This is a genomic window from Micromonospora sp. ZG13 (assembly GCF_059359355.1).
Window position 1 is genome coordinate 283914 of sequence record NZ_JCADBQ010000004.1, and the last position, 13534, is coordinate 297447.

General features: G+C 76.1%; 11 protein-coding genes. 8 read left to right on the plus strand and 3 right to left on the minus strand.

Annotated elements, in window-relative coordinates; genetic code table 11:
• The first annotated feature begins 20 nt into the window (after nt 1-20).
• From AC5L34_RS11775 to pspM, 7 genes are all read left to right on the plus strand, one after another.
• Nucleotides 21-944 (plus strand): ornithine cyclodeaminase family protein, encoded by a 924-nt coding sequence (locus AC5L34_RS11775; protein ID WP_441175294.1) that lies wholly within the window; start codon nt 21-23, stop codon nt 942-944.
• 206 nt (nt 945-1150) lie between these two features.
• Nucleotides 1151-2635 (plus strand): 30S ribosomal protein S12 methylthiotransferase RimO, encoded by a 1485-nt coding sequence (gene rimO, locus AC5L34_RS11780; protein ID WP_494825008.1) that lies wholly within the window; start codon nt 1151-1153, stop codon nt 2633-2635.
• 77 nt (nt 2636-2712) lie between these two features.
• Nucleotides 2713-3306 (plus strand): CDP-diacylglycerol--glycerol-3-phosphate 3-phosphatidyltransferase, encoded by a 594-nt coding sequence (pgsA, locus tag AC5L34_RS11785; protein ID WP_441175293.1) that lies wholly within the window; start codon nt 2713-2715, stop codon nt 3304-3306.
• Nucleotides 3307-3404: 98 nt separating this feature from the next.
• Nucleotides 3405-3992 carry a CinA family protein gene (locus AC5L34_RS11790; protein ID WP_441175292.1) on the plus strand — a complete coding sequence of 196 codons (588 nt, stop codon included), beginning with the start codon at nt 3405-3407 and terminating at the stop codon, nt 3990-3992.
• A 145-nt stretch (nt 3993-4137) separates the two neighbouring features.
• The gene (locus AC5L34_RS11795; protein WP_089001461.1) at nt 4138-4581 is read left to right on the plus strand and encodes a helix-turn-helix domain-containing protein; all 444 of its coding nucleotides are present in this window, start codon (nt 4138-4140) and stop codon (nt 4579-4581) included.
• Nucleotides 4582-4788: 207 nt separating this feature from the next.
• Nucleotides 4789-5661, plus strand: a complete 873-nt coding sequence (locus AC5L34_RS11800; RefSeq protein WP_441175291.1) for a PspA/IM30 family protein — start codon at nt 4789-4791, stop codon at nt 5659-5661.
• A 23-nt stretch (nt 5662-5684) separates the two neighbouring features.
• Nucleotides 5685-6464, plus strand: a complete 780-nt coding sequence (gene pspM / locus AC5L34_RS11805) for a phage shock envelope stress response protein PspM (protein WP_089001459.1) — start codon at nt 5685-5687, stop codon at nt 6462-6464.
• Nucleotides 6465-6497: 33 nt separating this feature from the next.
• On the opposite strand, the gene AC5L34_RS11810 is transcribed toward pspM, so the two are convergent.
• Both AC5L34_RS11810 and AC5L34_RS11815 read right to left on the minus strand, forming a co-directional pair.
• Nucleotides 6498-10145, minus strand: a complete 3648-nt coding sequence (locus AC5L34_RS11810) for a hypothetical protein (protein WP_494824837.1) — start codon at nt 10143-10145, stop codon at nt 6498-6500.
• A gap of 202 nt (nt 10146-10347) precedes the next feature.
• Complete coding sequence (locus AC5L34_RS11815; RefSeq protein WP_441175289.1) at nt 10348-11202, minus strand: zinc finger domain-containing protein; 855 nt, start codon at nt 11200-11202, stop codon at nt 10348-10350.
• A gap of 110 nt (nt 11203-11312) precedes the next feature.
• On the opposite strand from AC5L34_RS11815, the gene AC5L34_RS11820 reads away from it, so the two are divergent.
• A complete protein-coding gene (locus tag AC5L34_RS11820) occupies nt 11313-12524 on the plus strand; it encodes a DUF8814 domain-containing protein (protein WP_494824839.1) in 1212 nt (403 codons plus the stop codon).
• 135 nt (nt 12525-12659) lie between these two features.
• Here AC5L34_RS11820 and AC5L34_RS11825 read toward each other — a convergent pair whose 3' ends face one another.
• Complete coding sequence (locus tag AC5L34_RS11825; protein ID WP_494825010.1) at nt 12660-13493, minus strand: SAM hydrolase/SAM-dependent halogenase family protein; 834 nt, start codon at nt 13491-13493, stop codon at nt 12660-12662.
• Nucleotides 13494-13534: the final 41 nt, after the last annotated feature.

Here is a 13534-nt window from a genome sequence, read left to right on the forward strand (position 1 = left end):
TCAACTTGCAGTATCGGATCATGCCGCTGCTCTTCGCCGACTCCGACGTCGCCGCCGCGCTGGACGCACCCACCACGGTGGCCGCGATGCGCGACGCCGTGCTCGCCGCGTACGCCGGCCGCCTGGTGGCCCCGCCCCGGGCCGCCGCGCCGCTGGGCGGGGGACGGATGGTGCTCACCGCGGGGCACCTCACCGGCGAGTGGTACGGCTACCGCTCGTACGACACGTTCGGGCACCCGGGGAGCGAGCAGGTGGTGGTGCTGCACGACGGGCGTACCGGGGCGGTCCGGGCGGTGGCGGTCGGCGAGGAGCTGGGCTCCCGGCGTACCGGCGGGCTCGGCGGGGTGGCCGTGGACGCCCTGGCCCGACCGGACGCCGCCACCCTGGGCGTGATCGGCTCGGGCGGGCAGGCGTGGACCCAGCTCTGGGCCGCCGCAGCCGTCCGCCCGCTGCGCGAGGTCACCGTGCACAGCCGCTCCGTCGCCCGGCGGGAGGCGTTCGCCGCCCGGGTCCGCGCCGAGCTGGGCGTGCCGGCGCGGGCGGTGGAGTCGGCCCGCGCCGCCGTCCGCGACCGCGACGTCGTGGTGCTCGCCACCACCGCCGTCACCCCGGTGCTCGACGCCGCCGACCTGGCCCCCGGCACCCACGTCAACGCGGTCGGCTTCAAGCAGGTCGACCGGCACGAGTTCGGCGCCGACCTGCTGGACGCCGCCGACCTGCTGGTGACCGACTCGCCCGCGCAGGCGGCCGCGTACGACCCGCCGATGCTGGCGGCGCTGCCCGCGTACGCCGGGCGGTTGCGCGACCTGGGCGCGGTGCTGGCCGGCGCGGTCCCCGGCCGGACCGACGCGGACCAGGTCTCGGTCTTCTGCTCGACCGGCCTGGCCGGCACGGAGGTCTTCCTGCTCGACCGGCTGGTCCGGGTCGGCGCGGCGGTGGGCTGAGCCGGCCGTGACGGCGGGGGAGTGTGAGGCGGTCGATGCGGCGGCCCGCCGTTGACGGTCGCCGCCCGCCGGCCCGGTACCCTCGGATGGTGTCTGCCACCTCCTCCTCCGACAACTCCAGCTCGGCGCGTCTGGAGCCGCGCCGCGGCCTGGAGTCGTCGTCCAACGACTCCGGCTCAACGGCTCCGGCGACGCCGCGCCACGACGTGGAGTCGTCGTCCGACGGCCGTCGGGTCGCCCTGCTGACCCTGGGCTGCGCCCGCAACGAGGTCGACTCGGAGGAGCTGGCCGCCCGGCTGCACGCCGACGGCTGGCAGGTGACCACCGACGGCGAGGGCGCCGACGTGGTGGTCGTCAACACGTGCGGTTTCGTGGAGAAGGCGAAGCAGGACTCCATCCAGACCCTGCTGGCCGCCGCCGACACCGGTGCCAAGGTGGTCGCCGCCGGCTGCATGGCCGAGCGGTACGGCCGCGAGCTGGCCGACAGCCTCCCCGAGGCGCAGGCGGTGCTGAGCTTCGACGACTACCCGGACATCGCCGCCCGGCTGGACGCCGTGGTCGCCGGCGAGCGGATCGGCGCGCACACCCCGCGCGACCGGCGTGAGCTGCTGCCGCTCACCCCCGTCTCGCGGCGCGACAGCGCGGTGTCGCTGCCCGGTCACGGCACCCCGGTCCGGGGCGTCACCGAGACCGACGAGCACACCCCGGCCCACCTGCGCCAGGTGCTGCGCCACCGGCTCGACACCGGCCCGGTCGCCTCGCTCAAGCTCGCCAGCGGCTGCGACCGGCGCTGCGCGTTCTGCGCCATCCCCGCCTTCCGCGGCGCCTTCGTCTCCCGTACGCCCGACGAACTGCTCGCCGAGGCGGAGTGGCTGGCCAAGACCGGCGTACGCGAGCTGGTGCTGGTCAGCGAGAACTCCACCTCCTACGGCAAGGACCTGGGCGACCCCCGGGCGCTGGAGAAGCTGCTGCCCCAGCTCGCCGCGATCGACGGCATCGTCCGGGTGCGGGCGAGCTACCTCCAGCCGGCCGAGACCCGGCCCGGCCTGGTCGAGGCGATCGCCACCACGCCCGGCGTGGCGCCCTACTTCGACCTGTCGTTCCAGCACTCGAGCGAGCCGGTGCTGCGCCGGATGCGCCGCTTCGGCTCCACCGACCGGTTCCTGGAGCTGCTGGCGAGTGCCCGCGCGCTGGCCCCGGAGGCGGGCGCGCGGAGCAACTTCATCGTCGGCTTCCCCGGCGAGACCCGCGCCGACTACCAGGAGCTGGTCCGGTTCCTGACCGAGGCGCGGCTGGACGCGATCGGGGTCTTCGACTACAGCGACGAGGACGGCACCGAGGCCGCCGGGCTGTCGGGCAAGGTCTCCGCCGCCACGGTCAAGCGCCGCTACGACAGGCTCAGTGCGCTCGCCGACGAGCTCTGCTCCCAGCGCGCCGAGGAGCGCCTGGGTTCCACGGTCGAGGTGCTGGTCGACTCGGTCGACGACGGCGTGGTCGAGGGGCGGGCGGCCCACCAGGCCCCCGAGGTCGACGGCTCGACCACCCTCGTGGCCCCGTCGGACGGCGGGGTGGACCTGGCCGCGCTGCGCCCGGGCGACCTGGTGCGGGCGACGGTCACGGGCACCGAAGGGGTGGACCTGGTCGCGGTCCCGGATGAGATGATCTCGGCTGCGCCCGGCGCAACACGGTGACGGCGGGCCCGGACGGAGCGGGGGAGCCACGTGGTGGGGTGCCAGGTGCGCCACGGCGGCCGGAGCGGGGCGCGGCGGTGACCGGGGCGACGGACTCGACTCCCGCGCCGGTGGTGGCGGGCGTGCCCGTGCTGAACGCGGCCAACGCGCTCACCGCGTTGCGCCTCGTCCTGGTGCCGGTCTTCGGGGCGTCCGTGGTCGCCTCGGCGATGACCCACGCCGGCTGGCGGATGGTCGCCTGCCTGATCTTCGTCGTCGCATCGGCGACCGATCTGGTGGACGGCTGGATCGCCCGCCGGTTCGCCCTGGTCACCTCGGTGGGCAAGGTCGCCGACCCGATCGCGGACAAGGCCCTCACCGGGGCGGCGCTGCTGCTGCTCTCCTGGTACGACCAGCTGCCCTGGTGGGTGACCGCCGTGATCCTCGCCCGCGAGCTGGGCATCACCGCGCTGCGCTTCTGGGTGATCCGGCACGGCGTGATCGCGGCCAGCCGGGGCGGCAAGATCAAGACTGCGCTCCAGATCCTGGCCATCACGTGGTACCTGTGGCCGATGCCGGCCGTGCTCGCCGCCGTCGGCCCGTGGATCATGGCCGCCGCCGTCGGCGTCACGGTGGTCACCGGCTTCGACTACGTCGCCCAGGCCCTCCGGCTCCGCCGCCCCACCACCTGAGCCGCCGCACGCCCGGATGTCGACGGCTCCGGGGGCGTACCCCCGCGCCGGTCGGGGAGGATGCGTAGGGCGGGCCGGGCGGGGAAAGGATCCGGGACATGGACAGTGACGCGGACGGAGTACGGCCGGTCGGAAGCCCGGCGGCCGGCGTGGTGCACAGCCTCTCGGAGCGGCACGAGACCCTCGCCACCGTCGAGTCGCTCACGGGCGGGCTGCTGGCCGCCTCGATCGTCGAGATCGCCGGGGTGAGCGGGATCTACCGGGGCGGCCTGGTGGTCTACGCCACCGAACTCAAGTCGCTGCTCGCCGACGTACCGGAGGATCTGCTGGCCGACCGGGGGCCGGTCGACCCGGACGTGGCGGTGGCCCTCGCGGAGGGCGGACGGCGACGCTGCGGGGCCGACTGGGGCCTGGCGACCACCGGGGTGGCCGGTCCCGAACCGCAGGACGGCAAGCCGGTCGGGCTGGTCTACGTCGCCGTGGCCGGGCCGTCCGGCACCGAGGTCCGGCAGCTCGACCTGGCCGGCGGTCGCGACCACATCCGCTCGGCCGCGGTCGTCGAGGCGTTGCGGCTGCTCGCCGGGCGGATCCACGAGACCGACGCCGCCGCGGCGGCGGAGTCCGACACCCGGGCGGCCGGGGCCCACGGCGGGCGGACCGACGCGGCCGGCGCGGGTCGCCGGTGACGGTTCTCCCCGGATCCGAGGGGCGGGGTGGGATGTCGTGAGGGCCCGCAACGGGTACGGTTGCGGGAAGGCTCCGGCGACCGGTGCGGCTCGACGCGCCGGACGGGCCGCGTGAAAGAGTGGTGTCCCTCAGGGGGAGGTGCGAATGGTCCTGCTACGCCGCGTGATCGGTGACGCACTGCGGGCGCGCCGGCAGGGGCAGCACCGCACCCTGCGGGAGGTCTCCTCCGCCGCCAACGTGAGCCTCGGCTACCTCTCCGAGATCGAACGCGGCCAGAAGGAGCCCTCCAGCGAGCTGCTGGCGGCGATCTGCGACGCGCTCGGCGCGCGCCTGTCGGAGCTGCTGCGCGAGGTCAGCGACACGGTCGCCCTCGCCGAGCAGATGCCCGGCGTGCTGGTGCCGGTGCAGGACGAGCCGGCCGTGCCCGCCGCCCCCGTCGCGGTGCGCAGGAGCACGGGTCGGGGCGTGCACCAGGTCAGCTCGGACGGCACGGTCGCCGTCCAGGTCCGTCAGGACTCCCCGCTCAAGGCCACCCTGCGCAGCTCCCGGGTCCGGGGCAGCGAGCGCGACGTGGTCTGCGCCGCCTGATCCACCTTCCGCTCTCGCGCCACGTGGTCGGCCTCGACGGGGCCGCGTACCCTTGATCGCGGACGGCGTCGGCGCTCGCTTCGCTCGCCGGTACGGGTGCCCGGGTGGCGTCCGGCTGGGACGATGGAGCCACTGCCGCGCCGGAGCCGGCCGGGAGCATCCGGCGCGGTCGAGGCGGAGCGACGCTACTGAGGGGACAACGCAAAGATGGCGAACCCGTTCGTCAAGGGGTGGAAGTACCTGATGGCGCTCTTCGGCGCCAGGATCGACGAGCACGCCGATCCGAAGGTGCAGATCCAGCAGGCCATCGAGGAGGCTCAGCGCCAGCACCAGGCGCTGGTGCAGCAGGCCGCCGCCGTGATCGGCAACCAGCGGCAGCTGGAGATGAAGCTGTCCCGTCAGATGTCCGAGGTCGAGCGGCTGCAGGCCAACGCCCGCCAGGCCCTGGTCCTCGCCGACCAGGCCCGCGCCCGGGGCGACGAGACCGAGGCCGGCCGCTACGAGCAGTCCGCGCAGACCCTGGCCACCCAGCTGGTCTCGGCCGAGCAGGCCACGGAGGACCTCAAGACCCTGCACGACCAGGCGCTCGGCGCCGCCGCCCAGGCCCGCCGGGCGGTCGAGAACAACTCGATGATCCTCCAGCAGAAGCTCGCCGAGCGCACCAAGCTGCTCAGCCAGCTGGAGCAGGCCAAGATGCAGGAGAGCGTGGCCCGCTCGCTGGAGTCGATGTCGTCGCTGACCGCTCCCGCCAACACGCCCTCGCTCGACGAGGTGCGCGACCGCATCGAGCAGCGCTACGCCACGGCGATGGGCCGTGCCGAGCTGGCCGGCAACTCCGTCGAGGGCCGCATGCTGGAGATCCAGAAGTCGACCCTGGACTCGGCCGGCTCCTCCCGGCTGGAGCAGATCCGGTCGAGCATGGCCGGCGAGCAGCTCGGCGCCCAACAGGAACGACCGGGTGTGGAGCAGGCCCAGCCCGCCGCGCCGGCCGCCGACCCGGCGGCCGCCGCCCGGTTGAACGAGATCCGGGCCAGCATGGGCCGCGAGCGCGGCACCGGGGACACCACCGCCGCCGGCTGAGCGGCCGGGTCGAGGAGGCAGAGGTGGCAGACGAGCGCACGCGGTACTTCCGGCGCCTGAGCAGGTTGCGGGGGTCCGCACGCCGGTGGAGCGTCACGGCCGGTGGCCTGAGCGGTGCCGCCGCCGTGCTGACCCCGTACGCCGGGCTCGGGCTGCCCGACGCGGCGTGGGCGGCCGGCGCGGGCGGCGCGCTGGTGCTCGCCGCCTGGCGCTGGATCGACCTGCGGGCGCTGGCCGCCCAGCCGGCGCCGCCGCCGCTCGATCCGGCCGAGGCCGCCGCGCGGTCGCGCGCCAAGCTGGTCGCCGCCGTGGAGCGGCTGCCCGTCGGCCCGGGGGTGCTCGCCGAGGTCCGGCGGGTGCGCTCGCGGGTGGCGCTGCGCGGCACCAGCGCCGCCGAGCCGTGGGCCCGGCTGGACCGGGCCGCCCTCACCCTCGCCGGGATGACCGGGCGGCTGACGGGGCTGGCGTCGCCGGCCGTGCTGGAGGCCGCCGAGGCCGACCGGTCGCTGCGCGACCTCGCCGACCGGGTGGCCAGCGTCGAGCGCACGCTGCGGCTCGCCCCGGCCGAGTCCCGTCCGCCGCTGGCCGAGGCGCACCGCGCCCTGACCGCGCAGTTGGAGGAGGGCGTCACCGCGTACGAGCGGCTGGTCGTGGCCGCCGCCGGCTACGTCGCCGGGGACGCGCACCCCGACGCCGCGCACCCGGCGGCCTCGCGCCTCACCGAGGCGACCGACCTGCTGCACGGCGTCGCCTCGGCCCTGACCGAACTCCGCGCCGTCAACGCCCCGCTCCGCACCCCCTGACGCCGCCCCGCCTCACGATCCGGCGCGGGCCGGTCACGGCGGCGTGGTTATCGGGATCGGGCCGGTGAACGGGGAGGCGCCGACCACGTTGAACGACCGGATCCGGTAGTGGTAGGTGACGCCGCGCGCCAGGCCGGTGTTGGTGAAGCCCCGGCCGGTGACGGTGAAGGTCGCCACCTCCCGGCTGAACGCCGGGTCCAGCGCCCGCTGCACGATGAACCCCGCGCCCGGCGCGGCCGGGGTGCTCGCCGCCCAGCCGAGGATGACCGTCGCCGTGTCCGGCCCGGGGGCCGTCGCGGTGGCGGTCACCCCCGTCGGCGGGCCCGGCGCCGGCGGGGTGGTCGCCCGGGCCACCGTCGACCAGGCCGAGGCGGCGCCGAGGTAGGTGGTCCGCACCCGGTAGTAGTACGTGGTGTCGGGGGCCACGGCGGCGTCGAGGTGGTTGTCGCCGACCCCGATGGCCGTGGTGCCCGGCCCGCTGCTGAACGTCGGATTGGTGGCCCGCTGCACGTCGATCCCGGTGGCGAAGGAACGGTTGGCCCAGCGCAGCGCGATCCGCAGCGGCGCGGCGGGCGGGATCGTCGCGGTCAGTCCGGCCGGCGCGGCGAGCTGCACCGAGGCCGGCACGCTGTTGGACCACGTGGAGCAGCTCACCGCGTTCTCCGCCCGGATGCGGTAGTGGTAGGTCACCCCGGGCGTGACGGTGGCGTCGGTGTAGCGGGTCGCCGTGGCCGCCACGGTGATCGACGTGAGCCGGTCGGTGAAGGCGGCGTCCGTGGCCCGCTGGAGCAGGTGGCTGGTGGCCGGGGGACGACTGCCGTTGCCCGTCCAGGTCAACGCGATCGCCGGCAGCGCGGTGGCCGAGCCGGGGGCCGGGGTCGCGGTCAGCCCGGTCGGTGCCCGGGGCGACATCCGTAGCACCAGCGGCCGGATCATGCCCTGGTCCCGGTGGCCGCCGAGCTGGCTGTGCCAGTGGTACTCCCAGCCCAGATTGACGAGCTGGTTGACGACCAGCGCGGGCCGCCCGTCCACCGGGCTGACCGGGGTCGAGCCGGTCCGGGCGCCGGCCGGCCGGAGCGGGTCGAGCAGCCGTACGCTGTCGCCGATCTTGAAGGGCAGGGGTGGCGCGACCGGCCGGAGCGCGACGATCACGTCCTCGCGCGGGTCGACCCGGACGACCTGCTTCCAGCCCCGCTCCGCCGGGTGTGGCGCCCGGGTGGCGCCGTCCCAGCCGACCCGGCCGATCACCTGCACGTCGCAGCCGGTGAACCGCACGGGCTGGGTCTGCCGGCTGTTGCCGCGGATCCGCCAGATCTGGGTGCCGTCGGTGGGCCCACCCACCGCGACGGCCGGGTCGCTGACGTGCAGCACCTCGGTGGCCGGGTCGCTCGGCCCGAGCGGCAGGACGGTGGGGGAGAGCGGTCCGGCGTGCGGGTGCCCGACGCCGAGCCGGCCGACGAGCCGGCCGTGCTCCGGCTCGAAGACCTGCTGCACCGACTTGACCTCGATCGGCAGGAGCACCGGGGCGGCAGCGTCGGCCGGAACGAAGCTGACCGTCGCGGCGTGCACCGGCACCACCGTGTCGCGCGCCGTCCGGGTGCCGAGGGCGGCGTCGTACGCCGGCTGCGGCACGATCGGCGGCCGCTGGCTGGCCGCGTACGCGGCGGGCAGACGCTCGCGCAGCCGCGCCAGGTCGTACGGCGGCGCCGGGGTCCCCGCCACCCGGAACTGGAGCAGGGTGCGGGTGTTCGGCCCGTACCCGGGGCGGGTCGGCGGCGCCCCGCCCTCGGCGGTGCGGTCCGGGCCACCGGTGAAGTGGTCGGCGCGCGGGTCGAAGCCGGGCAGCGGGGCGGGACAGTCGTTGTAGAGGATCAGCGTGCCGCCGGGCGCGACGGTGGAGAAGTCGACCAGCACGTCGGCGACCTCTCCCGGGGCGAGCAGCAGCGCGTGCGCGTCGACGTTGAGCACGGTCGGGTCGCGCCGGTCGTACCGGTAGCCGACCGGCTGGTTCGGCACCGGCACCGGCGCGGGGAGCAGGCCGCACTCGTTGCCGATCTGGACGAGGCGCGGGCCGGCGGCGCGCGGGTCCGGGACCCCGCCCTCGCGCCCGTCCGTCGGCCAGCCGGCCGGCCGGTCCGGCGCGCGTACCGCCTCCACCATCGGCACCTCCCCGGCGTCGGCGTCGGTCAGCGCGCCGTCCGCGTCCCACATCGGCCCGTCCGAGCGGGCCCGGTAGAGCTGGAGGTTCAGGGCCCGGTCCAGGCAGGCGTTGAGGATCCGGAACCGGTACGTCCTCGGTTCGACCTCCAGGTACGGGTACGCGATCCCGTTGACCAGCACGGTGTCGCCGAACGCGTCGGGCACCGCCGAGGGGTGCGGTACGCCGGGTGCCAGCGGCGGTTCGTCGGGTTCGGCGACGGGATCGTGGTGCGGGTTCGGCACCGGGTCAGCCCGGTGGGGCGTGGCGGGCTGCTCCCGCTGCCCGGTGTCGTCGGCCGTACGCGACCAGGGGCCGTAGTCCCACCGGCCGGTCGGGTTCGCCCCGTCGGCCCGGTGCGGGTTCTGCCGGGGCTGGTAGACGTGCGGGTGCCAGAGGTTGCCCCGGGAGCCCCAGCGGTCCCGGTCCCACGTGGGGTCCTCCGCGGCGAGCTGGGCGTCCTCCGGCACGAAGGTCTTGTCCTCGAACACCAGGGGCAGCTGGTCGGCGGGGAGCACCCCGTCGGCGACGAGCCGCTCCTCGGCCGGGTCCGTGAGCAGGTAGAGCGCGAGCTGCCCGGAGTAGACGGTGAGCCGGGCCAGGCCCACGGTGTTGTCGTGGAACCAGCACAGCCGCCCGCTCTGCTCGTTCGGGTAGTAGAGCGTGGTGGCGCCCGCGCCGGGCGGCGGCATGTCGGGCACGTGGGTCAGGCCGGGCCCCGTCGGGTACGGGGTGATCTCACCGGCCGGGGTGACCCACTGCCAGGGGTTGCCGGCGCTGGTCCAGCCGGTGTGCGCGCCCGCCAGCCGCAGCACCGCGCGGTTCTGCGGGTAGGGCGCCGGGCCGTCGAGCGGGCCGGCACCGGCGCCGTCGACGGTCGCGTCAACCGGCAGGAAGAGCTCGCCGGAGCGGCCGGTGGGCAGCTGGTTGATGAACTTGACCCGGACCGGCCGGCCCCGCCGGGCCAGGATGAACGGACCCAGGTGCCAGGGCCGCCCCGCCGGCACGACCGTGTTGTGCCCGTGGGCGTCCGTGCCGAGGTTGAGCTGCCGGTAGCCGCGCAGCCGGGTCGCCGGCAGGTCCCGGTGCAGCCGCTGCGCGTACTGCTCCAGGCCGATCTCGTAGTAGTCGCAGCCCGGGTAGCTGACGGTGTCGGGCACCGCCACCGGCAGGCGGGCGCCCAGCTCGGTGCGGCCGGGCGTGCCGAGGCGCGGCAGCGCGTCGACGAACTTGCGGATGCCGGTGCCGGGCACCACGGAGCCGTCGGCGTCGACGACCGGCAGCGGGCTGCGCGCGTGGTTCGGCACCGGGCCGAAGTAGCGCGGGACGGCGGCCGGATCGAGGCTGGCCGGCGCGGCGACCGGCTCCGTCGCGCGCCGGGCCGCCGGGACGGGACCCGCCCCGGCCCCGTCGGCGGCCCCGCCGTCGGGGCGGGCCGGCACCCGCTGCGCCCACGGGACGCGGAGTCTGCGGAACAGCTCCATGGCTCTCCCCGGTCTCGGGCGCGGCGGCCGCCACCGCGACGTGGCGGACCCGTCGCGCGTCGCTGACGATGCGTGAGGAGTCAACCGCAGCATGCGACCTCGACGGCGGGGTTAGGAAGTACCCAATCGTCCGTTTCTGTGGCGGGGATGCGACTCGCCGCCGCAGCGCCGGAGTGTCCCGCCCGACACGCCGACCCGGGCGTCAGTCCGCCTGGCGTTCGGGTTGGCAGACCGGGCACCAGTAGGTGACCCGCTCGCCCAGTTCCTCCTTGCGGATCGCCGTGCCGCACCGGCGGCAGGGCTGGGCGCGCCGGCCGTAGACGTAGCTGGTCTGCCCCCGGTGCAGCGATCCGGTGGTGCTCTGCGTCCAGCGGCCCCGGTTGGCCGCGAGCAGCTTGCGCGCCAGCGCCACGGTGCCCGCGAGGTCCGGCACCGCGCGTACCGGGGTCCAGGGCGAGACGCCGCGCAGGAAGAGCACCTCGCACTTGTAGAGGTTGCCGACGCCGGCCAGGTTGCGCTGGTCCAGCAGCGCCTCGGAGATGGTGGCGTCCGGGTGGGCGGCCAGCCGGCGTACGGCCTCCGCCGGGTCCCAGTCCGCGCCGAGCAGGTCGGGGCCGAGGTGCCCGACGAGGGACTCCTCCTCGGCGGTCGGCACCAGCGCCAGGTCGTGCAGGTGGTAGCCGACGGCGACGGCCCGCGCGCTGCGCAGCACCACCCGGATCAGGTGCGCCGGCCGGGCCGTCCACCGTTCCCCCGGCGCGTACGCCCGCCAGGCGCCGTCCATGCGCAGGTGTGAGTGCAGCGTCCAGCGCGCCCCGGCGTCGTCGCCCGCGTTCGTCGACGAGGTCGCCCCGGTGGGCGGGGGCGCGGCCTTCGGTGGGGCGGTGAGACGGAGCAGCAGGTGCTTGCCCCGGCTGGCCGACTCCCGCACGGTCCAGCCGGTGAGGTCGGTGGCGGCGAGCTGCGGCACCCGGAAGTCGCTGCCGGTGAGGCGGGCGCCGGCCAGGGCGCGGTGCAGTACGCGGGCGGTGTTCCAGACGGTGTCGCCTTCGGGCACCCGTCCATCCTTCCTCGTCCGAGCCTAATTCGCATGTGTCGCCATTTGTATGGAGGTTCCTGTCGATCTACCCACAAGGGCACGATCAGGGGGTTCTGAGGAGAATGCCCATGATTCTGCCCCAACGTCGTGCCCGTACCACCGCCCTGACCGTCATCCTCGCCCTCGCCCTCCTGCCCTCCCCGAGCCCCGCGCTCGCCGCCGCCGCCGACGGCGAGCGGTGGAGCGCCGACCTCTCCCGCGTCGACGGCGACGACGTCAACGTCCGGCACACCCGAGCGGGGCTCCGCCTGGCCGACTCCCGCCCCGCGCCCGCCCGCTCAACGCGCAGCGCGGTCGCCGAGGGGATCTTCCTCGCGCCGCCGCGCACCCTGACCCGGCCCGCCACCCGGGTCAGCGCCACCGTCGTCGCCCGTACCGCCGCCGGTGGCACCGCCGAGGCCCAGGTGCGGGGGTGGCGGGCGGCGGGCTGGACCGAGTGGCGCGACGCCACCGGCGGAACGGTCTTCGACCGGCCGGTCACCCGCGTGCAGACCCGGGTGGTGCTCACCGCGAGCCGGCCCGGCGCCACCGCCGAGGTGCGCGCCGTGCGGCTCACCGCCGACACCGTCGCCGCCGTCGCCGCCGCCACGCCCGGCCTCACCTACCGGGTGTACGCGACCCGCATCGGGCTGGTCGGCGACGTGACCGCCAACGGGCACACGATCGTGGCGCGGGACCACTTCGTCGCGCTGCCGTCGCGGCGCGGCCTGTCCCCGGCGAACACCGGCGACTACACCGTCCGGGTCTGCACCACCACCGGCAGCCGCTGCGAGTACGCCCCGGTCTGGGACGTCGGCCCGTGGAACACCCGCGACGACTACTGGAACCTCAGCGCGGTACGGGAGAACTGGAAGGACCTGCCGCGGGGCCGGCCGCAGGCACAGGCGGCCTACCAGTCCGGCTACAACGGCGGGCGGGACCAGTTCGGCCGGGTGGTGCTGAACCCGGCCGGCGTCGACCTCGCCGACGGCACCTTCTGGGACGGGTTGCAGTTGACCACGAACGCCTGGGTGGACGTGGCGTACCTGTGGACCGGCAGCGGCCCGCGCGGCGTGGTGGGCGACGGCCCGCTCAACATCCGCACCGGCGCCGGTACGGGCTACGCGGTGCGCGGCCTGGCCGCCCGGTACGCCAACGTGCCGATCCAGTGCTACGTGACCGGGCAGACCGTCGTCGGCCCGTACCGGACCACCAACCGGTGGAACCGCCTCGCCAGCGGCCAGTACGTCAGCCACGCGTACGTCTCGGCGGTCTACGGCGGCACCGTGCCGCTCTGCTGACCCCTCCACCCCGTACGCCCGCCGGGCCGGTCGGCGGAATCCGCCCGGCCCGGCGCGGTGACCGGACTGGTCCGGCCGGGCACCCGGCGGCGGCCCGCTCCGGTGCCCGGCCAGGTCAGGCGGCGGCGTGTCTGCTCAGCCGGCCGCGATGCGCAGCAGGTCGCCCGGCGTCACCGCCAGCAGGTCCACCGCCCGGCCGCCGTTGACCGCCACGGCGACCCGGCCGGCGGAGTCGGCGTGCACCACCAGCCCGCCCGGCGGGGCGTCGCCGAAGGTGCGCCCGTGCACGGCCTCCCGGCCGGACGCGGAACCGGTGCCCGGCCCCACCCGGACCCGGGCCGGCAGCGGCGCCAGCAGCTCGCCCGGGGCGGCCAGCTGGACGTTGCCGAAGTGGTCGACGGTCAGCACCTCGGCCGCGAACCCGTCCGCCTCCCGCCGGAGCACCGGCGCCGGCAGCCGGACGAGGGATCCCGGGTCGACCGCCGGGCCGAACCGGGCCAGCGGCGCGCCGAGCGCCAGCCGAGCGGCGACCGGCGCGAAGACGTCCCGGCCGTGGAACGTGCGGGACACCTCGGGCGCGAGCCAGGCCGGATCGGTCAGCTCGACGGCCGCGCTCACCCCGCCCAGCGCCTCGGCGGCGTCGACCAGCAGGCCGTTGTCCGGCCCCACCAGCAGCCCGCGCGGGGTGGCCAGCGCGACGCCCCGACGGGCCGTACCCACGCCCGGGTCGACGACGGCCACGTGCACCCCCTCCGGCAGGTGCGGCACGGCCTGCGCGAGCACCGCCGCGCCCCGGCGCACGTCGGCCGGCGGGACCAGATGGGTCACGTCGACGACCCGGGCCTGCGGCGCCAGCCGCGCGATCACCCCGTGACAGGCGGCGACGAACCCGTCGGCGAGGCCGTAGTCGGTGGTCAGCGAGATCCACGGGGCGCGGTCCGCGCCGTGCTCCGTACTACCGTCGGGCACCCCTTCGCCGGCAGCGAGCAGCAGCTCCAGGACCAGCTCGT

Coding starts and splice junctions, on each gene's coding strand:
- AC5L34_RS11795 (WP_089001461.1), top strand. CDS start 4,138: ATGGTCCTGCTACGCCGCGTGATCGGTGACGCACTGCGGGCGCGCCGG.
- AC5L34_RS11800 (WP_441175291.1), top strand. CDS start 4,789: ATGGCGAACCCGTTCGTCAAGGGGTGGAAGTACCTGATGGCGCTCTTC.
- AC5L34_RS11790 (WP_441175292.1), top strand. CDS start 3,405: ATGGACAGTGACGCGGACGGAGTACGGCCGGTCGGAAGCCCGGCGGCC.
- AC5L34_RS11820 (WP_494824839.1), top strand. CDS start 11,313: ATGATTCTGCCCCAACGTCGTGCCCGTACCACCGCCCTGACCGTCATC.
- AC5L34_RS11810 (WP_494824837.1), bottom strand. CDS start 10,145: ATGGAGCTGTTCCGCAGACTCCGCGTCCCGTGGGCGCAGCGGGTGCCG.
- AC5L34_RS11775 (WP_441175294.1), top strand. CDS start 21: ATGCCGCTGCTCTTCGCCGACTCCGACGTCGCCGCCGCGCTGGACGCA.